This is a genomic window from Vagococcus hydrophili, assembly GCF_011304195.1.
GTDB lineage: Bacteria > Bacillota > Bacilli > Lactobacillales > Vagococcaceae > Vagococcus > Vagococcus hydrophili.
Genome location: NZ_CP049887.1, coordinates 2,244,908 through 2,269,934, shown reverse-complemented (window position 1 = coordinate 2,269,934; position 25,027 = coordinate 2,244,908). Strand labels below are relative to the sequence as shown.

General features: G+C 33.6%; 25 protein-coding genes and 1 other RNA gene. 3 read left to right on the top strand and 23 right to left on the bottom strand.

Going from position 1 to position 25,027, the window contains the following annotated elements:
* Positions 1 to 19 precede the first annotated feature (19 nt).
* The 6 genes from manA to G7082_RS11025 form a co-directional block, all read right to left on the bottom strand.
* Positions 20 to 985, bottom strand: coding sequence for a mannose-6-phosphate isomerase, class I (manA, locus tag G7082_RS11050; protein WP_166035135.1), 966 nt, complete (start codon positions 983 to 985; stop codon positions 20 to 22).
* A complete protein-coding gene (locus G7082_RS11045) occupies positions 979 to 2,016 on the bottom strand; it encodes a serine hydrolase domain-containing protein (protein ID WP_166035134.1) in 1,038 nt (345 codons plus the stop codon). Before G7082_RS11045 ends, manA begins: the two co-directional genes overlap by 7 nt.
* A 116-nt stretch (positions 2,017 to 2,132) precedes the next feature.
* Complete coding sequence (locus G7082_RS11040) at positions 2,133 to 3,008, bottom strand: VOC family protein (protein ID WP_166035133.1); 876 nt, start codon at positions 3,006 to 3,008, stop codon at positions 2,133 to 2,135.
* A 138-nt stretch (positions 3,009 to 3,146) separates the two neighbouring features.
* On the bottom strand, positions 3,147 to 4,997 hold the full coding sequence (locus tag G7082_RS11035; protein ID WP_166035132.1) for an ABC transporter ATP-binding protein: 1,851 nt from the start codon (positions 4,995 to 4,997) through the stop codon (positions 3,147 to 3,149).
* On the bottom strand, positions 4,994 to 6,712 hold the full coding sequence (locus G7082_RS11030; RefSeq protein ID WP_166035131.1) for an ABC transporter ATP-binding protein: 1,719 nt from the start codon (positions 6,710 to 6,712) through the stop codon (positions 4,994 to 4,996). Before G7082_RS11030 ends, G7082_RS11035 begins: the two co-directional genes overlap by 4 nt.
* A gap of 18 nt (positions 6,713 to 6,730) precedes the next feature.
* A complete protein-coding gene (locus tag G7082_RS11025; RefSeq protein WP_166035130.1) occupies positions 6,731 to 7,402 on the bottom strand; it encodes a TetR/AcrR family transcriptional regulator in 672 nt (223 codons plus the stop codon).
* 129 nt (positions 7,403 to 7,531) lie between these two features.
* On the opposite strand from G7082_RS11025, the gene G7082_RS11020 reads away from it, so the two are divergent.
* Positions 7,532 to 8,518 carry an NAD(P)/FAD-dependent oxidoreductase gene (locus G7082_RS11020; protein WP_166035129.1) on the top strand — a complete coding sequence of 329 codons (987 nt, stop codon included), beginning with the start codon at positions 7,532 to 7,534 and terminating at the stop codon, positions 8,516 to 8,518.
* 71 nt (positions 8,519 to 8,589) lie between these two features.
* On the top strand, positions 8,590 to 9,078 hold the full coding sequence (locus G7082_RS11015; protein ID WP_166035128.1) for a phosphatidylglycerophosphatase A family protein: 489 nt from the start codon (positions 8,590 to 8,592) through the stop codon (positions 9,076 to 9,078).
* A gap of 46 nt (positions 9,079 to 9,124) precedes the next feature.
* Here the strand turns inward: G7082_RS11015 and G7082_RS11010 are convergent, their stop codons facing one another.
* From G7082_RS11010 to G7082_RS10995, 4 genes are read right to left on the bottom strand one after another with little or no spacing between them, the layout of a single operon-like run.
* Positions 9,125 to 9,769 (bottom strand): TIGR01906 family membrane protein, encoded by a 645-nt coding sequence (locus G7082_RS11010; RefSeq protein WP_166035127.1) that lies wholly within the window; start codon positions 9,767 to 9,769, stop codon positions 9,125 to 9,127.
* A gap of 3 nt (positions 9,770 to 9,772) precedes the next feature.
* Positions 9,773 to 10,540 (bottom strand): TIGR01457 family HAD-type hydrolase, encoded by a 768-nt coding sequence (locus G7082_RS11005; RefSeq protein ID WP_166035126.1) that lies wholly within the window; start codon positions 10,538 to 10,540, stop codon positions 9,773 to 9,775.
* Positions 10,541 to 11,179, bottom strand: coding sequence for a YutD family protein (locus G7082_RS11000; RefSeq protein ID WP_166035125.1), 639 nt, complete (start codon positions 11,177 to 11,179; stop codon positions 10,541 to 10,543).
* A 19-nt stretch (positions 11,180 to 11,198) separates the two neighbouring features.
* A complete protein-coding gene (locus G7082_RS10995; RefSeq protein WP_166035124.1) occupies positions 11,199 to 12,563 on the bottom strand; it encodes a bifunctional metallophosphatase/5'-nucleotidase in 1,365 nt (454 codons plus the stop codon).
* A gap of 93 nt (positions 12,564 to 12,656) precedes the next feature.
* Between G7082_RS10995 and G7082_RS10990 the strand changes: the two genes are divergently transcribed.
* Positions 12,657 to 13,136: a methylated-DNA--[protein]-cysteine S-methyltransferase gene (locus G7082_RS10990; RefSeq protein ID WP_166036076.1), complete on the top strand. Its 480-nt coding sequence runs from the start codon at positions 12,657 to 12,659 to the stop codon at positions 13,134 to 13,136.
* Between the two features lie 157 nt (positions 13,137 to 13,293).
* On the opposite strand, the gene G7082_RS10985 is transcribed toward G7082_RS10990, so the two are convergent.
* The 13 genes from G7082_RS10985 to gpsB form a co-directional block, all read right to left on the bottom strand.
* Entirely contained in the window at positions 13,294 to 14,043 is a 750-nt protein-coding gene (locus tag G7082_RS10985; protein WP_166035123.1) for a tyrosine-protein phosphatase, read from the bottom strand.
* 115 nt (positions 14,044 to 14,158) lie between these two features.
* Positions 14,159 to 14,914 (bottom strand): hypothetical protein, encoded by a 756-nt coding sequence (locus G7082_RS10980; protein ID WP_166035122.1) that lies wholly within the window; start codon positions 14,912 to 14,914, stop codon positions 14,159 to 14,161.
* 2 nt (positions 14,915 to 14,916) lie between these two features.
* On the bottom strand, positions 14,917 to 15,789 hold the full coding sequence (locus G7082_RS10975) for an ATP-binding cassette domain-containing protein (RefSeq protein WP_166035121.1): 873 nt from the start codon (positions 15,787 to 15,789) through the stop codon (positions 14,917 to 14,919).
* A gap of 189 nt (positions 15,790 to 15,978) precedes the next feature.
* Positions 15,979 to 16,557, bottom strand: a complete 579-nt coding sequence (locus G7082_RS10970; RefSeq protein ID WP_166035120.1) for a hypothetical protein — start codon at positions 16,555 to 16,557, stop codon at positions 15,979 to 15,981.
* 66 nt (positions 16,558 to 16,623) lie between these two features.
* Positions 16,624 to 16,800, bottom strand: a complete 177-nt coding sequence (locus G7082_RS10965) for a hypothetical protein (RefSeq protein ID WP_166035119.1) — start codon at positions 16,798 to 16,800, stop codon at positions 16,624 to 16,626.
* Entirely contained in the window at positions 16,800 to 17,462 is a 663-nt protein-coding gene (locus G7082_RS10960; protein WP_166035118.1) for an NAD(P)H-dependent oxidoreductase, read from the bottom strand. Before G7082_RS10960 ends, G7082_RS10965 begins: the two co-directional genes overlap by 1 nt.
* Positions 17,463 to 17,710: 248 nt before the next feature.
* The gene (locus G7082_RS10955; RefSeq protein WP_166035117.1) at positions 17,711 to 18,601 is read right to left on the bottom strand and encodes a class I fructose-bisphosphate aldolase; all 891 of its coding nucleotides are present in this window, start codon (positions 18,599 to 18,601) and stop codon (positions 17,711 to 17,713) included.
* A gap of 120 nt (positions 18,602 to 18,721) precedes the next feature.
* Positions 18,722 to 20,086, bottom strand: coding sequence for a TrkH family potassium uptake protein (locus tag G7082_RS10950; protein ID WP_166035116.1), 1,365 nt, complete (start codon positions 20,084 to 20,086; stop codon positions 18,722 to 18,724).
* 159 nt (positions 20,087 to 20,245) lie between these two features.
* Complete coding sequence (locus G7082_RS10945) at positions 20,246 to 21,112, bottom strand: ROK family protein (protein WP_166035115.1); 867 nt, start codon at positions 21,110 to 21,112, stop codon at positions 20,246 to 20,248.
* A 324-nt stretch (positions 21,113 to 21,436) separates the two neighbouring features.
* Positions 21,437 to 22,936: a carboxypeptidase M32 gene (locus G7082_RS10940; protein WP_166035114.1), complete on the bottom strand. Its 1,500-nt coding sequence runs from the start codon at positions 22,934 to 22,936 to the stop codon at positions 21,437 to 21,439.
* Between the two features lies 1 nt (position 22,937).
* Positions 22,938 to 24,092: a THUMP domain-containing class I SAM-dependent RNA methyltransferase gene (locus G7082_RS10935; RefSeq protein ID WP_166035113.1), complete on the bottom strand. Its 1,155-nt coding sequence runs from the start codon at positions 24,090 to 24,092 to the stop codon at positions 22,938 to 22,940.
* Between the two features lie 86 nt (positions 24,093 to 24,178).
* Positions 24,179 to 24,547, bottom strand: an RNA gene (rnpB, locus tag G7082_RS10930) — RNase P RNA component class B.
* Positions 24,548 to 24,571: 24 nt separating this feature from the next.
* Positions 24,572 to 24,994: a cell division regulator GpsB gene (gene gpsB, locus G7082_RS10925; RefSeq protein ID WP_166035112.1), complete on the bottom strand. Its 423-nt coding sequence runs from the start codon at positions 24,992 to 24,994 to the stop codon at positions 24,572 to 24,574.
* Positions 24,995 to 25,027 lie beyond the last annotated feature (33 nt).

Genomic DNA, 25,027 nt, shown 5'->3' with positions numbered 1-25,027 from the left:
GTCGTAATCCCTTTTTTGATTATCTGTTTTTAGTTCCTGGTTCAGAAGCAATAATTTTTAAATCGCCTTCTAAATGCCATTTTTCAATATCTGAAGTTAAGATGAAATGTTGCCCTTTTTTAAGTTCAACTTTTTCTTTTTGGTCATTAAGTGAGATATAACCAAAACCATCTAACACACTCACTAACGTATAAGGAGCTGTCGCTTTAAGATTTAGCATACCTGATACTTCCCAGTTATAAACGTTAAAATAATCTGATTCAATATAAGTGATTACACTTGATTCCCCTTGTCCTTCTTCTTTAATTCCTAATTCAGGATCAACGTGAGGGACATTTGTTACGTCTAGTGATTGCTGAATGTGTAATTCACGAGGATTTCCTGCATCATCCAAGCGATCATAATCGTACACACGGTAAGTTGTGTCACTACTTTGTTGGGTTTCTAAAATCATGATACCTTTACCAATCGCATGAATTGTCCCACTTGGAACAAAGTAAAACTCACCTTTTTTTACTGGTACACGTCTTAATAAATGTTCCCAGTCACCACTATTAATCATCTCAGCTAATTCTTCTTTTGTTTTTGCATGATGTCCATAAATAATTTCAGCACCTGGATCAGCACTAATAATATACCAACATTCCGTTTTTCCTAATTCACCTTCATGCTCTTTTCCGTATAAATCATCTGGATGAACTTGAACAGATAAGTCATCTGCCGCATCTAAAATTTTAGTTAATAAAGGAAAAACGTCTTCTTTTGAATTACCAAAAAGTTCTGGTTGATTTTTCCAAAGTTCATCTAATTTTTCACCTTTAAATGGACCATTTTCAACAGTACAAACCCCATGAGGATGCGCACTAATTGCCCAACACTCACCGACTTTATCACTTTCTAATGGGTATTCAAAATCTGTTTTTAATTTTGTTCCACCCCAAATTTTTTCTTGAAGCACTGGTTGTAAAAATAATGGTTCTAACATGTACAATCTCTCCCTAAATTAACATTTATTTTTTCGGCTAAATAAATTGCCACTAACTCATCTCGAATTGCGAGGTACTCTTCTCTCTTATCTATTGGGTGAACCCGGTTAGACAAGAAAATAAAAGCGCCTTGTGTTTGGATATCCAGAATAATGAAAGTTCCTGTATAACCTGTGTGATATAGTAAAAACCGTTCCTCATAAGGAATCAAATCCCAACCTAAAGACCTTGGGCGTTCACAATTTTCAGTATAATTGTTTAATAATAAGTCGATACTTTCTGACTTAAGAAACGTTTTCTGATTGTGTTTACCACGACTTAACATCATTTTAGAAAAAGCAATGGTATCATCGAGGGTGCTAAATAATCCAGCACTGCCACAATTTTCACCTAAAACAAAAGCCTTTGGGTCATGAACATCCCCTTGGACTAATCCACGATCGCTTCTTTTTTCCGTTGGAGCTGCCTTTTCTTTCGGAAAATTTTTAAATCTACTTTGTGTCATATCTAAAGGAATCAAAACTTCCTCCATAAACACCTCTTGAACTGATTTTCCGTACACTTTTTCAATCAGAAAACCTAGAAGAATCGTTCCAGTATCCGTATATTTGACAACTTTTCCTCTTGATTCATCAGACGTTAATCTTAAAATAGCAGCTCTTAACTCTTCTTTTTCTAACTCATTTCGGTTTGGAATAAAAGGATTGATACCTGAAGTATGGGTTAACAACTCTTTAATTGTTACCTTTTCATCTAAAAAGTCAGGTAAGTAAACATTGAGCGGTTGCTCTATCTCAATTGTTTTTGTTTCCAATAGTTTCAAGATCACTGTGTTAGTACAAATCATTTTCGTTAATGATGCCATATCGTACAAAGTTTCTTTTTCCAATGGTTCAATATTTGGATATGTCTGCTTAACTCCTATTTGATTTTTTTCAAGAGAGTCACCCTCAATAAATGCAAAAGTAATTCCTGGAATTTGCTCTTCATTGACAATTTTCTGCATAAAAGCTTTCGTTTGTTGGTACATAAATGGTTTACTCCTATTTTTAATTACGCCTATATTCTACCACAATTTCTTCAATAAAATAAAAATAGAGATAAAGTTCCTTAATTTGGACACTTTTATCTCTACTTTTTTCATTCTTATTGGCACTTACATGCAATAAACCATAACTGAATACCATTCGGATCATTAATACCAATAATTTTTTTACCTTTATTAAAGTAAAAATCAACTTCTTGGGCTTCAAGATGTTCTTTTAAAAGTAACAAACTCTCAAATGTTGGTAAATTAAAAGTAATATGATCCACACCTAAATCAGTTTCGGTAACTAATGGTGTTTGAATCGCTGGTGTCCACTCATTTAAAGCAATTTGATGATGGTAATCGTTCACCGTTAAAAAGTGCGTGTTAGCAAAATCATCGTCTTTAATAGCGAAACCTAGTGTTTTCACATAGAAATCACCACTTTGATCTAAATTTGAAATAGACAAATGAACATGACCTACCTTTGTTTCTGCAGGAATCATTTCATAAGTTCCTTCAACACGACATAAAAATTTATGCATGTTCAATTCTTTCGTCACACCATTAATTTTACCTTCTAAGAGCGGCCATTTTTCTTTTGGTTTATCCCAACTAAATTCAAGGCGGTTACCTTCTGGGTCATTGATATAAATTGATTCTGAATAACCATGGTCACTTTGACCCTCGATAGGATAGTTCATTAACATAATGTGTTTCAAAAAAAGGGCGAGATCTTCTCTTGTTGGAAGCACAAAAGCCATATGATATAAACCAGTCCGAGTGTTGGAATCTTCCTTTCCATCTGGTGTGGCTATCAAACCAACTAATTTTTTTCGCTTACTTCCAATTCCCATAATCGCCATGTCGTTTTCTTCACTGATAGTGCTCATACCTATTACACGTTGATAAAAATTAATCATTTTGTCTAAGTCTTTAACTTTCAATGCAATAGACGACAAGGTAGTTTTTGGGTCTAACGAAAAGCTTCCCATACAATAAATTCCTCCTAGTATATTATCAATCTTCATAACTATAAATTGTTCGGTTATCATTGTACCATTATTATATGAAATTTGACTAATAATATAACTATTTATTTGGAAATAAGCTCTTTTTAGTCCTAAACTAACTTAAATTGAAACATTGCCACTAAATTGACTGTTATATAAATCGGCATATAAGCCTTCATTTGCCATTAACTTATCATGATTTCCAGTTTCTACGATTGAGCCTTTTTCCATCACAATAATATTATCCGCATCTCTAATTGTTGATAATCTGTGAGCCACGACAAAACTTGTTCTATTTTTAAGCAACTCATCCATGCCATTTTGAATTAAAATTTCCGTTCTTGTATCCACACTTGAGGTTGCTTCATCTAATATTAAAACTTCTGGATTGGCAAGAAAGGCTCTTGCGATGGTAACTAATTGCCGTTGTCCTTGAGAAATATTCGATGCTTCCTCGTTAAGAATTGTTTGATATCCCTCTGGCAATCTGCGAATGAAATCATCTGCTCTAGCCGCCTTAGCAGCTTCGTAAATTTCTTCATCTGTGGCTTTTTGATTCCCATATTTTATATTATCAAAAATAGTTCCTGTAAATAACCAAGTATCTTGTAACACCATGGAGATATCTGCTCGTAATTCTTCTCGCTTCATGTTTCGAATGTCTCGATTTCGATATAAAATATTTCCTTGACTCACATCATAGAAACGTTCTAATAAGTTAATTAAGGTTGTTTTACCTGCTCCTGTTGGGCCTACAATCGCAATTTTTTGACCCTTTTCAACGCTTAAGTTAAAATCATTCATTAGAATATTATCTTCCGAGTATCCAAATGCCACGTTATTAAAAACAACTTCCGCCTTAGTATCAAGACTTGTTGGCACTTCTACAACACTATCTGTCATTTCGATTTCATCCATGACTTCAAAAATCCGCTCAGCTGACGCCACTGTCGCTTGAATTGTATTAATTAAATTCGCCATTTGTCCTAATGGTTGGGCAAATTGATTGGTATATTGCATGAAGGCTTGGACATTACCAATGGTGATTTGCCCATTAGCTACTTGAATCCCACCAATAACCGCCACAAATACATAACTAATATTTTTAATAAAATTCATTAAAGGCATGATCATCGCTGATATAAATTGTGCTTTCCAACCTGAATTAAACAATTCACTATTTTGTTCTTCGAAAGTTTCGATATTTTCTTTTTCGTGGTTGAAACTTTTAACCACAGCATGAGCCCCGTAAGTTTCTTCTATTTGATTGTTGAGTAAACCCAGTGTCTTTTGTTGTTTCGCAAAATAACGTTGTGATTTAGGCGCAATCATCATTGTTACAATTAAACTTAGAGGAACTGTAATCAATGCGACTAACGTTAATTTCCAACTAATCGTTAACATCATAAACAAGACACCAAAGAACATAATCACACTAGTTACTAATTGAGTTAAACTTTGTTGCAATGTTCCTGAGATATTATCCATGTCATTAATAGCCCGGGACATGATATCACCATTACTATGGGTATCATAATACGAAATTGGCACTCGACCCATTTTTTCTTTCAACTCTTGTCTTAATTGATAGACCATGTTTTGAGAAATCCGAGTCATAATAAACTGTTGGATAAAGCTAAAGATAGCTGATGCTAAGTACATTCCTAAAACAATAAAAATAATTGTTCCAATTTTATCAAAATCAATCGGAACACTATCCACTTTCACGCCTTGCAGCATTTGTTCTTTTGCTTTCATTAATCCTTTAAAAATTTCAGTTGTCGCTTCACCTAATATTTTTGGTGTTCTGATTTGAAAGACTGTTGAGGTAATTGCCAAGATAATAACAAAAAGAACAAGATAGATTTTTTTAGAAAGATAGCCCATTAATCGTTTGGTTGTTTTCCAGAAATTTTTAGCTTTATCTGGTTTACCTTTCATATTGTGTTGCTTTCCTGGTCCGCCTCTCATGCAATTTCCTCCTCTCTAAGTTGAGATGTTAAAATCTCTTGATATGTTTCATTGGTTTCTTTTAATTCTTGGTGATTTCCTTTACCTACCATGGCACCATTATCTAAAACTAAAATCGTATCAGCTTCTACAACTGTACTGATTCTTTGAGCGACAATAACAACAATCGACTCTGTGACAGATTCTTTTAATGCTTTTCTAAGAAGCGCATCTGTTTTAAAATCTAAAGCTGAAAATGAATCGTCAAAAATGTAAATATCTGCCGGTTTGATTAAAGCACGCGCAATACATAAACGTTGTCTTTGTCCACCTGAGAAATTACTTCCCCCTTGTTCCACAATACTATCTAATCCTTCTGAAAGTTCTAAAACAAACTCTTTTGCTTGAGCAATTTCTAAAGCCTTCCAGATATCATCTTCTGTGGCTTCTGGAAAACTATACAACATGTTAGAACGAATAGTCCCAGTGAATAAAACAGCTTTTTGAGGCACAAATCCAATCCGGTCCCGAAGCGCAACTTGATCGACTTCTTTCACATTTTGATTGTTTACCTTCAAGCTACCTTTCGTCACATCATAGAATCTTGGAATCATATTAATTAAGGTTGTCTTTCCTGACCCAGTTCCTCCTATAATTGCTAATGTTTCTCCTGATTTGACGCTCACATCAATTTGAGTAATAGCGGCCTTTTCAGCACCTGGATAACTGAACTCAACATCATGAAATAGTAAATTTTTATCTCCAGTCAGCTCTTTCACCTCATTTTTATTTTCAATATCATTTTTAAGGTCAAGAACTTCATTGATTCTCACTGCAGAAGCTTGGGCACGAGGAACAAAAATGAAAATCATGGTCATCATCATAAAACTCATTAAAATTTGCATAGCATAAGTCATGAAAGCCATCATCGTTCCTACTTCTAAGCTTCCTTCAGCCACATTATGACCACCAAACCAAACAATAGAAACGTTGGTAATACTAATAATCAGCGTCACAATAGGTAATAAGAAACTCATTAATGTATTCACTTTAATCGCTGTTTGCGTGTAATCCTTGTTAGCATCATCAAATCTTTTTTCTTCAAAAATCGTTTGGTTAAAGGCGCGAATAACACGGACACCTGTCAAACCTTCTCTAAAGACTAAATTCAATTTATCTGTTTTTAATTGTAAACTTTTAAATAGAGGAACTGCAAAATACATAATTCCCCCTACAATGATAATTAAAGCTGGCATAATATATAAAAATATTTTTGTTAATTCTGGATCTCTTGAATAAGCTAAGACGCTCGCTCCAATTAAGGTAATCGGTGCATTAATCATCAATCTAAGAAACATTTGACTCACCATTTGAATTTGATTCACGTCAGTTGTTGTTCTTGTAATCAGTGAAGCTGTGCCAATTTTTTCAAATTCTGTATGAGAAGCAAACTCAACTTTTTCATATATTTCTGAACGTAGTCTCTTTCCTAATTTTTGTGCCTCTCGACTGGCGATTAGCGTATTAAAAACAGACGCGACGATCCCAATTAAAGAGATACCAATCATAATTAACCCGACATGCATGATGTAGGACGTGTCCCCCTTAGTTACGCCTTTATCGATAATATCAGATGTTAGCGTTGGTAAATATAAATCACTCGTAATTTGAATGACCATGAAGATAATTGCCCCTAAAAATGCAGTCATCGACATTTTTTTGATTATTCGGATCATTTGATCACTCCATTTCTACTAATTAGCTACACCATTTTTTAGCCAATCAATTTTTAAATTAAAATCTTGAATTAGTTGTTCCACACTAAATTTTTTATCACATTTTTTTATTCGATACCCTTCATTAATGGTATTAGAAATCATTGTACATAATTGACGAAACAACATTTTAAATTCCCTTTCAGATGTCGTTTTTAATAACTCATGATTGACCATCTGATAAATTCGCTGAAAAGCTTCTTTTGATCCTTTACGGTGATTTTCAATGTGATTTTTTCTTGCTTCTTGTTCCTTCTCACTCAATTCATTCAGAAGTGCTCGACTAGAATTGTGATACGTCATATGTAAAAAAATATTTTTAAAGAATAAGGTTTCCTCACCTTCAAAAACTTCTTTAACAAAATAATCAAAAAACTTCTTAAATGCCTCTAATAAATCTCCCTTTTCTGATTCTAAACACTCAAACAAATAATCTTCCGGTCCTTTTCTCACTCTATCAAACAAATAATAAAACAAATCCTCTTTTCCAGAAAAATACTGATAAAAGCTACCTCTTGGAATATCCGCCTCTTTAATAATCTTTGCAATTGACGCTTCATTAATTGGCGCTTCTGTAAATTCTTTTTTGGCTGCTTGGATAATTTTATCTTGCTTTTCTTGATCTAATCTAAAAAAAGTTGTCGTTGGCATGTTTCTCACTCCTTCTTTATGACACCCTGTCATTATATATGACAGGGTGTCATAAGTCAAAAAAATATGCTTTTTGCCTTAACTGATTTATACTACAAGTTGAGATTTAAACCTTAAGGAGTCGATAAAATGAACGAAAATATATATGATATTACTATTATTGGTGGTGGACCAACCGGACTTTTTGCAGGCTTTTACGCTGGCATGCGTCAAGCCAAAACAAAAATCATTGAAGTCTTACCTGATTTAGGGGGGCAACTTTCATTACTTTACCCTGAAAAACTTATTTATGATGTAGCAGGTTTTCCAAATGTTAAAGCACAAACTTTAGTTGATTCTTTGGCTAAACAGATTGAACCATTCAATCATACGATTTGTTTAGGTGAAGAAGTTTTGTCATTTGATAAAGAAGAGGATGTCTTTGAAATCAAAACAAATTTAGGCACTCATTACTCTAAAACAATTATTATCGCAGCTGGTAACGGTTCTTTCCAACCAAGACGATTAAATTTAGAGGGCCATGAAAATTTTGAAGGGCAACAATTACATTACTATGTCAAAGATATGTCTGTCTTTTCTGGCAAGAATGTCACAATTTGTGGTGGTGGCGATTCTGCTGTGGATTGGGCGTTAATGCTTGAAAATATTGCTGAATCAGTGACATTGATTCATCGTCGCCCTGCTTTTCGCGCTCACGAACATAGTGTGAATCAATTAATGAATTCAACGATTAACATTAAAACACCTTATGTCATTGATACTTTAAATGGCATTAACGGAACACTTTCTTCAATCACAATCAAAAATCCAAAAGAAGAAACTAGTGAGGAAATTCAGATTGATGACTTAATTGTTAATTACGGTTTTTCATCTTCACTTGGTCCTATTAAGAAATGGCCCCTTGATTTTAAAGGATCGTCCATTTTAACCAAATCAAATACAGAAACGTCTATTTCTGGGGTGTTTGCTATTGGAGACATTACAACGTATGAAGGTAAAGTAAAACTAATCGCCACAGGATTTGGTGAAGCGCCAACTGCGGTAAATAACGCGATTCACTACATTAACCCTAAAGAAAGACTGCAACCAATGCACAGTACCAGTCTTTATGAATAACAAATGTCCCTTGTTCTTAGTCTCTTAATTTTGTATAATTATTAACATGACACACATAAGAAGGTGAATCAATGATAGTAAAAAAAGAAACATTAAAAGAAAGTGCCAATAGCTTGTTATTAGAGCGCGGTGTAACACTTGATGATATGGGAGAATTAGTTTACTTCTTACAAAAAGATTATGTTGAAAATTTAACGTTAGCGATTTGTAAAGAAAACGTGGAAGCTGTTCTTGAAAAAAGAGAAGTTCAAAATGCTATTGTTACTGGGATTCAATTAGATATCCTTGCTGAAAAAAATCAATTATTAGAACCATTACAAGAAATCATCTCAACGGATGAAAGTTTATACGGAATTGATGAAATCATGGCCTTATCGATTGTTAATGTCTATGGTTCAATCGGTTTTACTAACTACGGTTACATCGATAAAGTGAAGCCTGGTATTTTAGCGAAGTTAAATTCTCATGAAGGCGGACAAGTCCATACTTTCTTAGATGATTTAGTGGGAGCTATTGCGGCAGCAGCGGCTAGTCGTATCGCTCACTCAATACCAAAATAAAAAAAGAAATCTGTGCTCTTTCATTTCTTGGAAAGAGCCAGATTTCTTATTTTTTTGATTTAATTAACGTCTTTAATTGTCTTCTCCCGACAAAAATAAAGCTCGTTATAAAAGCGATAAATAGGATGAAGAACAACATAAAACAGTGCATAAAATACTCTTGGGGCAATGCCATAATTATGGGATCCGTTATTGGATTAAAGACCCAGGCATCATTGTTAAAAAAGACTTCATGAAATTTCACAAAAAAAGTATCAAATCCAACAGCCATAAAGAAAACAAGCATGACAAGACCTGTTAATAGGTACGTAAAAGGTCTAACAATTTCCCATAACCTGCCACTTTTATATTGATTTTTCACATACAAAACACTAGGAATAACCGTTAGAAGCAAAACAGCATAATTAATTTGAAAAAGACGTTTCACCTCATAAAAATGAAGCGCTCCACTCTCAGATACTGGAAAATCAGTCATCTTTAGAGGATTCATCCAAATGACATTTAAATAATGCATTAATTGATCATAATTAACAAGTAGTTGTTTTTTTGACACATCTAAATAATCTAAAATATCTAGCCGGTTGATATCCATCACATAGAGCCATCTCGCATTAATCGTTAGTGTTATAGCTAAAGTTAATAAAAATAAAACCAACATTAAGATACTTCCATATTTTTTAATTTTTTCCATGCACTAAAATGTCCATTCATCTAAAGAATCAATGACAAAGGTTGGTTGGATACTTAAATCTTTCACTGCATTTTTTGGTGTGAAACCTGTTAAAACCAGTAAACTGTCAATGCCGTTATCAATGCCAGCCCTAATATCAGTTTCGTAATTATCTCCTACCATAATCACTTCTTCTTTTATTAAATTTAATCTTTCCAAAGCTTTGTTCATAATGATTGCTTCTGGTTTTCCGATGATTACTGCACGTTGTTTTGTCGCAATCTCAAGCATTCCAATTAAGCTGCCTGCTCCAGGGAGTAAACCGCGATCTGTCGGGATATTCTTATCAGGATTCGTTCCGATAAAATGTGCCCCTTTTTGAATAGCTAATGTGGCTGTGGCAATTTTTTGATAAGTTACTTGTGTGTCTAAACCAACGACCACATAATCAGGTTCTTGGTCTGTCAATTCAAAACCAGCTGCTTCAATGCCTGATTTTAGTCCCGATTCACCGATGACATAGACTTTTTTACCTAAGTTTTTTTCTATCATATAATCTGCAGTCGCAAGAGTTGCTGTATAAATTGTCTGGCTTGTTACATGAATATCAAATTGCTTAGACAGTTTTTCTTTCACTGCTTCTGGGGTTTTTGTTGTATTGTTCGTCACAAATAGAAACGGAATTTCTCTCGCTTGTAATTTTTCAACAAATCTCTTACCTGCTAGAATAGGTTCTTCACCTAAATAAATTGTCCCGTCTAGATCAATCAAATAACCTTGATACTCTTTCATCTAGTTTCCCTCACTTTTAGCTTGTGATTCTTTTTTTCTAATTGTAAATTGATGATTATTATTTTTTGAAGTTTGACTTGATTCTGCTTTTTTCTTATTCTCTTGATTTGGTTTATTGTTTCCTTTAAATTTTGGTTTTCTTTTATTCTTATTTTGATTGAATTTCTTTTCTTCTGTGTGAGCCTTAGGTTTTGGCTTGTTGTTATTGTTGTTATTATTTCGTTTTTGATTGCTGACATTACGTCCACGACGTTTAAATTCTCCAGTTTGCTGAATAACAAAATAAGCGCAGCCAAAATTACAGTACTCATATAAGTAATCTTCTAAGGTACTTATTTTAGCGTCCATTGGAGCCCCTTTAAAATCATCTAAAAAGAAGCCTTTTAAACGCAATTGATCATAACCCCAATCACCTACGATATAATCATATTTTTCCAAAACATCATTATAACGTTTGATAATTGCTTCATAATCAAAGCCATCACGGTAATTTTTAACTAATGCGTAAGTTCCTTGACCTAACGCAAAACTATCTGGGGTAAAATTTGCCAACATCTCTTGTAGGGCTTCATCCACCTCTTCAACAACTTCTTCTACTTCTTCATTTACTTCTAATTCATTCTTTACTTCTTCAGTCATTATTTTTACACCTCTAGTTTTAACTAAATTTATTGGTTATATGTTTACCGACAACTTTTCTTAAAAAGTCCGGACTAATTATTTGAATGTCACCTGCAATTTCCATGGTTGGAAAGAAAGGTAAGAACGACAAATGATCAACTGTCACAAATTCGTACATAGTGTCATCATTTATTTCTTTATCACACCATTTAACTTCTCTTTTTTCTTGGCAAAAGCTAAGACTATCATAACATATTTCGCCAAAATATTTTCCTCTAAATTTCATTCCTACCACTTGATAGTTTTGTAAATAATCTCTCAATCGTTCAATCTCATAAACGAGTCGCTTGACATCACGACCTTTTAATTGTACTTTGATTAAATTCATAGGATGAGGATAACAATCGTGGAGTTCTTTTTTAGTCACATTGCCTTTTTCCAAATCAGTTAAAATAGTCCCAGTATTTAATAAGGCAACCTCTAATCCTGAGTACTCTTTCATTGCCTCAAGGGTAAATGCCATAAGAGAAGTTTTTTTCTCCAATTTTTCTGGTAAAGAGCCAACTAATTGTTTCTTTAATAATTGACTACCTAACTGCTGATATCGAACAATTTCTTCTTGATCTTTTATATCAGTTGGTAAGTTTTCAACTTTAACTGTTTTAGCGTTTTTAGCAATCAATTGATGTTCTACAATAGTCAGCTCAACTTCACCAATATGTTGTCCAAATTTTCCTGCAGCTGCTAATAAGACATTGCAGTGCATTAACCCTGTTTCAAATAAATGATGGGTATGAGATTCGATAATGACATCAATTTCAGAAAATTTTTCAGCAATTTTTTTATCATCTGGTAATCCTAAATGTGATAAAACAATAATGATATCAGCTTGTGCTTTCATTTCCGGTAACCATCTACTTAATGTTTCTAAAGGATCCAAAGCAGTCCAGCCAAAAGGTTCATACGTTAAATTAATCGGACAGGTTAATCCAATTACAGCGATTCTTGTTTTTTCTTTCGTTATTTTTATATCATAAGGCTTCGCCCATTTAGGAAAATCTTTTGTATCGTTATCCAAAAGATTAGCTAGGATAACATCAAAATGAGCCTCATTATACAAATTATTTAAATGTTGTTTACTATTGGTAATTCCTTCGTTATTGCCAATCGTTGCATAATCATAAGGCACTTGATTCATAAGTCCAGTATTCGCAATGCCATCTGTCACGTCTGTCAACGGATGAAACCGATCCATGAAATCACCTAAATCAACTAAAATAGTCTCTTCATTTTTTTCTTGATAGTGACTATGTGCTTGATTAAGATAACGTCTAATTTTAGGCCAATTCTCAAAGTGAGAATGTAGGTCATTTGTATGTAATATATTGATTATTTCATTCATATAGCCATTTACCTTTCATGCTACTTTACCTTATAATATTACCATACCTTGTAAAAAACGGATATGATAAGAGATATAAAAGGAGTGGGTATGATGTATTTAGAATTTGGTGCACTTAAAATTTGGCTAACTGCTGATGATATAGGTATCACCCGAATTGACTTTGTTGAAGAAGCAATAGATCAACCTGAACTTAGTTTTCTACAAAAACAACATTTAGAACAAGCAAAAAAAGAGCTTACTGCCTATTTTAATGGAGAATTATTGACTTTCACCGTACCACTACATTTAACAATTGGAACGACTTTTCAGCGTAAAGTTTGGCATGCTCTTCAAACCATTCCTTACGGCGAAATTAGAAACTATCAAGAAATTGCGATTCTAGCTGATTCTCCAAAGGCCCAACGAGCAGTAGGACAAGCCAATCGAAATAATCCCATTCCTATTATTATTCCTTGCCACCGAGTTATTGGAAAAAACGGCAAATTGGTTGGTTATTCTGGCAATAGCCCCGAAGGAATTGCCATTAAACGTAGATTATTATCATTAGAAAAAAATAAAAAGGGACTGTGACATAATACGTCACAGTCTCTTTTTTACAAACTAAACGGTGTCACAGAAGTAGCTTCTTTAAGAAATAAGCCGAAAATCACAACAATTTGAAAAGCAATTTTCGTGATTTCCTTCTTATTTCTTGAAGCTAAACACTTCTGTCACAACCTCTTTTTTATTAAGCTGTATAAGCTGATTTCATATCTTTAAAGAAGCTTTTCGGCATGTGTAAACCGTTTGTAATATAGCCTTCAAACCCGCCAAATTCTTTTTCCATAATATCAAAGGAATGTTCTAAGTAACGACTATCAACGTTCATCATCACTAACACTTCTTGTAATTGTTGATCCGTTAACCCTTGTTTTTTCAATTGATCCACAATTTTTTGATTCGCATCTTTTCTTAAATCGTTTGTTAACAAATAATCTTTATAGATTAAATCTGTTGAAACACCTAAACTTCCTAAAATTAAAGCGGCTGCTAAACCAGTTCTGTCTTTTCCAGCAAAACAGTGGAAAAGAACCGATTTATCAGGTTTTTCAATAATCATCTCTAAAAATTGTTGATAGCCTTTTTGAGCACCATCTGTCAAAATCATTTGTCCATATAAATCTAACATTCCTTGATGAGCAGACGCAGAACCTGCTAAAAGCTCCTCGAAGCTTGCTCCTTGACCTTTTACATCTTTTAAAATATCAATGTTTACATAATCAACACCTTGGATATTATCATCAGGACGTTCACTTGTTTCCTTTTGACCTCTCAAGTCCACAATTGTACGTAATTTATAATCATTCAATAGGCGACTAACAGTGCTTTCCTCGACGCCTACAACTTCACCACTTCTTAAGAAGAAACCTGGCTTCACCTTTGTTCCTGCCATTGTTTCTACATTTCCAATATCTCTAAAGTTAACTAATGAATGCATCTCTTTTCCTCCCTTGTTCTTGAAAAATATAATTTTTGTCTATTATAGCATAGCTGATGGAAATAAAAAAAGATAGCTACCTTTTAATTCAAGTAGCTATCACTAATTTAATTTTTTAGATGAATAGGTTTTTATGAACTTCTAATTTTTTAATGAAACGACGACTTAGGTAGGCTGCGATAAGTGTTACTAGAAGCAGTAAGACGAATGGAATCACAATGTTTGGTACTAAGCTTTGATTGACTCCTGTAATGAAGCCAAAGACTGTAATTAACACACTAAACATTCCTTTTGACCAATAAGGTAGGCTAAAGATAATACCTATCACAATCACTGTAATCACCGCTAAAATGATGAATATTTTCTTTTGTTTCATTGAATACGTTGTAATCACAGCTAAGTTCGCTAATTGTAACACACAAAACATAACCAAAGCTGTAAATAAAATCGTCAGAAACGCTCGAACAATAATTTGATTAGACAAAGCATCAATATAAACATTCTTGATATTGTCATCTGGTTTAATAAATGAGAAGAATGGTACTTTTAAAACCAATAAGTTGTGTAGCTCAATTAAAGCTGCTGAGACTAAACTAACAATCAACTGGACAATCATCATCCGACTTAAAATAGTCTCTCTTGAGAAGGAATGATAGCTATAAAATGTAATATTAGATGAAAAGCTAATCCAAATCCCAATCACTAAATACACGGTAAAGAAATAACTAATGCCATCAAAAGCAAAATTTTTCGTTGTTAACTGATGAATCGCTGTAGCAGCCCCTAAAAATATAGCATAGAAGACCATAAACAAACTTAATACTTTTAATTGTTGGAATAACTGAGTTCGAATAAGTGCTGTTTTATTCATAATTATTCTCCCTCCTTCTTACCATAAACATCTTTAGTTAACTGAATAAATAACTCTTGTAAGTTTAATGGTTTTAATTCTAATTGATCACTATGCTCTAATTCATTTTCTTCGAGTTGAACATAGGCTTTAATCACACCTTGACGATATTCTTGACCTAAGATTGTTTTTTGTTGCAAGAATTCTCTCACATCACGCTCATCACCTTTAACTGAGTAAGCTTTACTGACAATATTTTTAACTTCATCATCAATTAAAACTTGACCATCTTCTAAGATAACCACACGATCAATAATTTCTTCAATCTCATCAATGGCATGAGTTGATAAAATGATTGTTTTTGGATAACGATCATAACTTTTCAATAAATCTTGGTATAATGCATGTCGATGATACGCGTCTAAAGTAAATGCCGGTTCATCAAGTAATAAGTAATCCACATCATTACTTAAAGCTAAACATGTTCTAAATAATGTCTTATCCTTCAAAGGCATTCTTCTAAAAATAGCATTTTCGTTTAAATGATACTTTTCTAACAAATTTAGACACTCTTCTGTTTGAAAGTTTGGATAAAATTGTCCCATCCATTTTACAATATGTTTTAATTTAGCTCGTCTTGGATAAATATCATCATGTGTTTGAAAATAAATATTTTTAAGTACAGCTGGATTATCTTCTATATCCATCTCATCAATTTCAATGTACCCTTCTGTTGGAAATCTTAAACGGGCAATTAAACGCATTAACGTTGTTTTTCCTGAATCATTTTGTCCTAATAAACCATAGATTTTTTTCTCTTGAAAAACTAAATCAATGTCATTAAGTACTAGAAGATTATCTGCGGTTTTAGACATCCCTCTAACTTCTATTGTCATAATAAATTTTTCCTTTCCTACATAGCATGCTCATGATAAGAACTTACCTTCTCATGATATTATACAAATATTACATGTGCATAACAAACGAGTAACAAAAAGCGTCAAAAAGAAAACAATTACTCGTGTTCTCAAATAAAAATGAGAACAAAGAACTATTCTAGCTCATTTGCTCTCATTTGTCATTGATTATTGATTAGAAGTTACTTGACCTTCTACAAATTCTACTTTAATGCCTTTAGCTAAAGTCTTTAAAGAAAGAATATTTTTATCCGTTAATTCTTTTTCACCAAAGAGTGTAATTGAAAAAATCACGTCGCCTGTACGTGCTTTATACATCATCGTTTTTTTATCTTTAGAAAATTGAATGGCCTCTTCCATGAAACCAGAATATTGAACTTCTTCTTGTTTATCCCACTTAATACCTTCTAATTCATACCCTGAAATATCACCATAAATCTTTTGCTCGTTATCTGAGGCGTTAATCTGAACAAGAGTTGTTGGATCATCTTTAGACTGGAAGGTTCCCCATAACTCATTTTGGGTAAATTTTCCATCAGACATCGTATCATAAGGCGCATTATTGAAACTAAATTTCGATTTACCTACTAAAATATTATTGATGATGTCACTTCGTTTTTTTGCATCATCTTTAATAACCATTCCTTTTGGTTCATTACTTGTGGCTGTTGTTTTAACTTCTTCTTTTTTTCCGCAACTAACTAAGAATAAAAAAGGAATTACTAATAAAATCCAAGTTTTCTTCATATCATCACCCATTATTTTCAAGTCTTTTTTCTAGTATACTATAAAATCTCACAAAATAAAGAGCTTTCACCATTTTTTAGGACTCCAAAGATTTCCATCCAACTCACCCTTTGCTTGTTCAATTCTTTTATACTGTTCAATGATTATTTTCTCTAGTTCTTGGTAATAAGCTTTTTCCACGTAGGTTGTGGCAGATTCAGATATTGTTTTTATTTGCGCTAATACCCAACTTTCTTCATGCACTATTCTTCCCTCATTTCGTGAACTAAAGTCATTAAATCATCTAATTCATCACGGTTATCTTCTAACACATTCAGAATGCCTGAAAGATCTTCATTTGACGTTTCAGTCATCTTTTCTAACTGTTTAACAAACCAAGCTTCTTTTTCTTTAAAGCTGTCATTATTCACTTTAGTTAAATACTGTTGATAATTTATCAATAGCTCTTTTTTCTTATATTCAGTCAAATATGAAAATAAAGAAACCGAAAAAATAGGTAAGTAGGTCATTTGATTTTTTTTAGCGAAAGCTTCAAAGGGTCTAAAAATTTCTGACAACGTAAAACCTTCTGATTTACCTGCCTCAAAAGAAGTTTCAGAAACACCCATACTAACGACTAAGCCTAATTCTTTCCCTCTTAATAGGGCTGTTGTTTTAGTGTCTTGAAACACTTCATCCAGCCATTTTTTAAGAATAAAAGGACTACTATACCAATACATTGGAAATTGAAAAATAATCCGCTTATACTCTTTAAATCTTGCTTGTTCTTTTTTTATGTCAATGGCTTCTTCCGTTAATATATAATTTGTCACTCCACCTAGATTTTGAGAGCTTTCCATTAAAAATTGCTGCACGCCAGAATTTTGAACGTCTGGATGAGCAATGATGACTAAGGTTTGATTCACAGTTACCACTCCATTCTGCCATATCATACCAATTATTTTTGATTAAATAAAAAAAATTGCTTGAGTTAGATATTCCAAATAAGAATACCTAATCACTCTAGATTCTTTTCATCTAGTAATTAGATATCTATTCTATTAACCTTTATTTAAAGTTGACATTTTTATTCTAAAGAAATAATCAAAAAATCATCTACTAGCTTGTTACCTGTTTTAACAGAATAAAAGCTAATAAATGATTTTTCTATTTTCTATTGAATCGACGCATCAAAGATTGATTGAATACTTTCTCTTAAAGCAAAATCAAATTCCATATCTGTTTCTTGGTACGCTAAACCTTCTTCTAGTGCTCTCGAAAAACTTGCAATCATACCATGATTTTGGCTTAATTTTTTGTCCGCTTCCGCTTTTTTGTAGCCCCCTGATGAAGCAACAACTCTTACAACATTTGGATGACTTAATAATTCCTCATAAAAATCAGGAATGCTTGGTAAACTAAGTTCTAAAATCACTTTTTGGTCTGGGTTCATTTGGTTTAAATGCCCTAAAAGCTCTTCTTTTAAAATAGCTTCTGATTGTTCTTTTTCCGGACTATGAATATCAACTTCTGGTTCGATAATTGGTAACAAGCCGTTATCAAGAACTTTTCTAGCCAAATCAAACTGTTGATCTACAGCTTCTTTAATTCCCATTTTATTAGCACTCAAAATGATTGAATGAGATTTAGTTCCAAAAATTTTATTTGCTTTTGCTAAATCCATCAACTCATCAAAATCAGTGATTTCTTTCATAAGTTGAACACCATTCATGACAGGTTCTTGTCCTTGGTCAATTTTTAAGAAGGGAATAATCCCTTTTTTCTCTAATAAATACTCACAAGTATTCACTCTTTGAATAGTTCTTTTCAGCGTATCTTTATATAAAATTGTCGCAATAATATGTTCTGAATCAAAATCAGAACTAGCCATGATTCTATATCTCATATCATGAATTAAATCAAGCATCTCTTGATTTGTATGATACGTTTCATCAGGAATCCCATATGATCTTAACGCACTTGGTGTCCGACGAATACTCTCATCCAAGGCCGCAATAAATCCTGGTTTTTCTTGCATAATTTTCAGTTTTTTTTCATCTAACATATTTATCTGACTCCCTTACTTTTTTCTATGCTCATTATAATACAAGTGAACAGATTTTTTAATAGAAAATTGAAAGAAATAAAAAAAGAATGACTTATTAAGGTCATCCTCTAACTTGTTCTATCCAATTAATACATTTTCTTGAGGGTAACTAAAATTGTGCCCTTGAGATTTCATTTCTTTTCTTAGTAGGGAGAAAATTACCGTATAAAGTCCCACTCGACCAATAAACATTAAGGCCATGATCAGAAACTTCCCAAAAACAGTTAAATTAGGTGTCAGCCCCATCGTTAATCCTACTGTCGCAAAAGCAGATACTACTTCAAACAAAACATACTCAATACCTGATTGGTAAGGAATTGTTTCTGTCATCGCAAGTATCAAAGCACTCACAAAGCAAATCACACTTGAAAAGAAAACAAACATGAACGATTTCAAAACAATTTTTAATGGAATAGAACGACCAAAGCCTTCCGCACTTTCGCGTCCTTTAAGAAGGCTAATTAGTTGAACACTTAAAACACCAATCGTTGTTGTTTTAACCCCACCTGCAGTTGATCCAGAAGTTCCACCAATAAACATTAAAACAATCGTCAAGAGCAAACCAGCATAACTCATACTTCCATAATCTAATGAGGCAAAACCTGCTGTTCTTGGTGTAACACTTAAGAAGAAACTATTCGCAAATTGATTAAACCAACCAGATTTACCATCCACATCTGTCACAAAGAAAATAACCGTACCAAAGACCACTAAAAATAATGAAACCGATAAAGCAATCTTCGTATGGAGTGATAGTTTGTGTTCTTTTTTATAATGAATTAAATCGTACCAAACAATAAAACCAAAGCCACCTGCTAAAATCAGGCACGCGATAACAATTAAAACAAAACTATTCGAACGATAACCAATTAAGCTATCACCAAACAAATCAAAACCAGCATTACAAAAAGCTGAAACTGAATGAAAGACACTATAGAAAATACCTTTCTTTAACCCATACTCTGGTATGAACTGGGTGCTTAGAAGAACAGCGCCTATTCCTTGTATTGTTAATGAAAATTGAACCACAAAAGATAATAGCTTAACCACACCACCATGGCTGTCTAAGTTTAACATGTCCTTCATTATCAACCTAGATTGGAAGGAGAGGCGTCGTTTAAACATCATCGCGATGATTAAAACCACTGACATAAAACCAAGTCCACCGAGCTCAATCAAAAGCATCATAATCGTATGACCTAGTGGATTTAAAACTTCTGAGATATTAATCGGTGTTAATCCTGTCACACAGACTGCTGACGTTGCTACAAACAAAGCATCAATATAAGCTAACGTTTGACCTTCTTGGTGCGTTATAGGTAACCACAACAGCACGGATCCTGCCAAAATAATCAGCAAAAACATCAGCACAATAAACTGGACATTACTAATTTTAAATTTCATTTTTAATTTCTTTTGACGCTTTTTAATCTTATCAATCATTCTTATTTCCTCAATTACATTTAGTCTTTATCGCCCATTGTACCTTTGTTTACAGTAGACTTCAACCATAGATTATAAGCGTGATGAAAAAGGTGTTTAATTCCAAGTAACTAAAAAAAGAGATTAACATTTTCGTCAATCTCAATTTTGATTATTATATTACTTGTTATTTAGAGCATCTTCCGCAAGCAGTAAACAACCTGTAATACCCGCATTATCTTCCAATTGACAAGGAACAATATAATCTTCTAAATTAGGTGTCGCCACGTAACCATTCATTAATTTTTCGAATTCCTTATAAATTAATGGGAATAATTGTTTTTGTTTCATAACGCCACCACCAAAAATTATTTTTTCTGGCGAAACTGTTAACGTATAACTTACTAAAGCTTGCGCTAAGTAGTGAGCTTCAATTTCCCATGCTTTATGATCTGTTGGTAAGTTTTGGGCAGGTGTCTCAAAACGATTGCCAATAGCTGGACCCGCTGCTAAGCCTTCTAAACAATCTTTATGGAAAGGACAAGTTCCTTCATAGGTATCTTCAACGTGTCTTCTTACAAGTAAATGCCCCGCTTCAGGATGACCGTAACCATGAATTACTTTGCCATCGACGACAATACCAGCACCAATACCTGTTCCAACCGTAATATACATACAGCTAGATTTACCAACTGCTGCACCCTTTTTCATTTCACCGTAAGCCGCTGCGTTCACATCAGTTGTCCAACCGAATGGGATATCGTAACGTTTTTTCATTTCATTTAAGAATGGATAATCTTGCCATGCTACTTTAGGTGTTGACGTAATAAATCCGTATGTTTCTGATAGCGGATTCACATCAATCGGTCCAAATGATCCAATACCAATTGCGTTTGGTTGATGTTGATCAAAAAATGCGAAAACTTCTTTCATTGTTTCTTCTGGTGTGGTTGTTGGAATGCTCACACGTTCTAAGATTGTTAAATTTTCATCACTGACTGCACAAACAAATTTTGTTCCACCAGCTTCAATTGCTCCATATATCATCTCTACCGCTCCCCATTTGCTTAAAATTTCCATTTTAGTTTATCACAGTCACCTGGTTTAAACTATACTAACCTATACTATTGACATAAAGAGCCATAGAAAATGGATAATCAGCGTGTATAAAAAATAGGTTTGCTCCAAGCAACTGGAGGAAATCACAAACAATCCATGCTTTTCGGATTGATTGTGGTTTTTGAAGTTGCCGCAGGAGCAGATTTTTTATACCAGACTACATCAGCGTGGTGAAAAAAGCGTTTAGATCCTAGCAACTGGGGAAAATAAAAAAAAGCACCTCTAAAATTAATTAGAAGTACTTAATAATGTCTATCTCACTTGATAAACATCAAAATATAAATCTTTCATGTAATCAATCAAATATTGTGGATTTAAGCTCTCGCCTGTTGCATCCATAATTAATTGATTTGGTTTTCTTGAACTTCCGTATTGATGGATGTTTTCAGTTAACCATTCGCGAATCGCTGAATAATCATCTGACGCTAGAATTTCTTCTACATCCATGACTTTGTTCATGGCATGATGTAATTGGGCCGCATACATATAACCTAAAGCATATGATGGGAAGTAACCAAAGCTCCCACCAGCCCAGTGAACATCTTGTAGGATACCTTCTAAATCATTTTCTGGACGAATACCTAAATACTCTTCATATTTATCGTTCCAGATTTTTGGAAGATCTGCCACGTCGATTTCATCGTTAAAAATCATTTTTTCGATTTCATAACGAATAATAATGTGTAATGGGTAAGTTAATGAATCTGATTCAATCCGAACAAGACTTGGTTTTGTTTCTTTAAGCCCCTTGTAGAATGTATCATTATCAATCCCTTTAAATGTATCACCAGTTAATGATTGTAATAATGGATATTGTTTACTCCAGAAGGCTTTACTTCCACCCACAATAATTTCATTAAATAATGATTGTGACTCATGGATTCCCATAGAAGTTCCACCAGCAAGTGGTGTGTAATCATATTTAGCGTCCACGTGTTGTTCATACATGCCGTGACCTGCTTCATGAATCGTACCTAATGTCGCCATCGTGAAGTCATTTTCAGCCCATCTTGTTGTAATACGAGCGTCATTTCGGTTTAAGTTCAACATGAAAGGATGAACTGTATCATCTAAACGACCTTTAGAAAAGTCGTAACCAATTCTTTCGATAACTGTTGAGACGAATTCTCTTTGGTTTTCGATTGGCACATTGTAGCTGACAAAATCAGTACGTGGAGTCGTTCCTTTTTCTTCAATCTCCGCTCTAATAGCCATAATGCCATCTTTAACTTGTTTGAAGACATCATCTAAAATAGCTGTTGTCATACCAGGTTCGTATTGATTTAAAAGAACATCATAGTTTGTCGCTTCAGATTTTTTCCACAAAGGAATAAATTCTTTCGTCATTTTAATAATTTCTTCTAAGGTTTCTTTGTAGATAGCGTAATCTTTAGCTTCTCTAGCATTTACCCAAATACTATGCGCGTTTGATGTTAATTTTGAGAAAGCTTGGAAACGATCTACAGGAATATTATTGTTTAAATCAAAATTTTCTTTTGTTTTTGCAAAAACTTGTTTACCAAAATCTGACAACTCGTCTTGATTGGCTTCAAAATATGTTAAGTAATCTTTCATGGTTTGGTTCGTTGATTTTTCAAAGGCCATTCCTGATAAATAACTAGACATTTCAGCACGGTAAGTAGCTCCTTTTTCAGGCATACCAGTTTGGCTATCCCATTCAGATAGGCCAACTGCTTCTTGAAGCAATGAAATTTCTTTTAAGTAAGCTAAAAATTCTTGCTCTTTAGTCATTTTATTCCCTCTCTTCTCTTGGTTTTCTTGGAGGACGTGTGCCCCAGTATTGGAATAAATCAGTACGTAATGCCCCATTATATAATTTTCTTTTCTTCGTTGATCTTGGTCCGTAATGTTTTTCGAAGGTTAAATCACTTGTTAAGAAATATTTACTCCATGTTGGCATTGAACGATACGTTTTACCCATTAGCTTATATAATGCCTGAACCGTTTCTTCCTCACCTAAACGTTCACCGTATGGCGGATTGGCAACAATAACACCATATTCTTTATCAGTCGTAAAATCACTTAAATTCATTTGTTTAAAGGTAATGTCGTTCCCTAAACCAACTTCATCAGCATTTCTTTTTGCAATTGCGATCATTTTCGGATCAATGTCTGTTCCCGTAATGTCTAATTTTACATCGTGATCTATTTTACTCTTCGCTTCCTCACGAACTTTTTCAACTGCTACTTTATCTACCCATGGCCATGATTCAAACATAAACTCACGATTAAGACCAGGTGCCATATTACGACCCATTAGAGCTGCCTCAATACAAAATGTTCCTGAACCACATACTGGATCATAAAACGGACGATCTTTGCGCCAATTAGTTAATTGAATAATAGCTGCTGCCATATTTTCTTTAAGTGGTGCCCCACCTTTTTCCATTCGATACCCTCGTTTAAACAAACTTGGTCCTGTTGTATCTAATGTAATGGTTACTTTATCTTTAAGTAACGCCACTTCGAGTGGAAATTTAACTCCCGACTCTGGTAAACGACCATATCTTGAATAATACTCACTTAAGCGAGTAACAATCGCTTTTTTAGTAATTGATTGACAATCTGAAACACTAAATAAAGTTGATTTAATTGATTTTCCAGCAACCGGGAATTCAGCATCCATTGGTAAGATATCTTCCCAAGCAATTGCTTTTGTTTGTTCAAATAGTTCTTCAAACGTTGTCGCTTCAAACTCAGCGACAATTATTTTTACACGGTCAGCTGTTCTTAACCATAGATTAGTCATGGCAATCGTTTCAATATTGCCATTAAAAATAGCTTTTCCATTTTCAACTTGGCACTCGATACCTAAATCTCTTAATTCTTTTCCTACTAGTGCTTCAATCCCACTAGCAGCTGTTGCAACTAATTTATATTCTTTCATTTATAATCTTCCTTTTTTTAAAATTTATCTATAAAAAAAGCCTTCCAAAAAATAAATTAAGGAAGGCAACCCTGAATGCTGTAGTTTTCTGTAAGCCATGTTCTGTATCAATAATTGTCAGGACAACTATTGACGATAACCATCTGTCTACAGATTACTCTGTCCCTTTTCTAAGTTCAATTCCTTGAAAAAGGTGCCCCTACCATAAGTTTGGGTTGCTCGCTCGAGGGGTTTACCCGTTCCACTAATTTTATTTCTAAAATTACTTCGTCACTGTGGCACTTTCAAGAATACTCCAGCATAGCTTTAACACCTTAGCTGTTTTTTCTGCCGTTATTCTTTTAAAAAAAGAATACCTTAACTTATTTTTTCATTAAGCACGAACACTACAAACATCTCAGTTTGTGCGAGCATGGACTTTCCTCAACCTTTTACAGCTGCGATTATCCGAAAACTACAGATTGCTATTCATTTTTTTCTTAGAAGCGTCTTGTTGCGTCTAAATCTTCTTTTTCATCTAATACTCGTTGCGCTGCGTTGTTTAGCATGCTTTTAGCATTGTCTGAAATATCAGATGCTGGTGCTTCTTCTAATTTGCTACCGAAAACATGTTTTTCTAAATTAGACAAACGTTTTAGAATGTCAAAGTTAGTCACTGCTGTTGTTTTTGGTGCATCTTGTTTCATTCTTGATAAAGTCGCTTGATTCTGTGTTAATTGATCCACTTTGTTAACTAAGCGATGATTTTCTTCTTTTAAGGCTAACAACTCTTGATTATAAGCTTCATAATCTTTGATAACATTATCTAAAAATTCATCAACTTCAATTGGGTCATAACCTCTGACTTTAGTTTTAAACTCTTTTTGTAAAATATCTCTAGCTGAATACACTAATTTAGCCAATTAATACACCTCTTTTTAATTACTAATTAACAC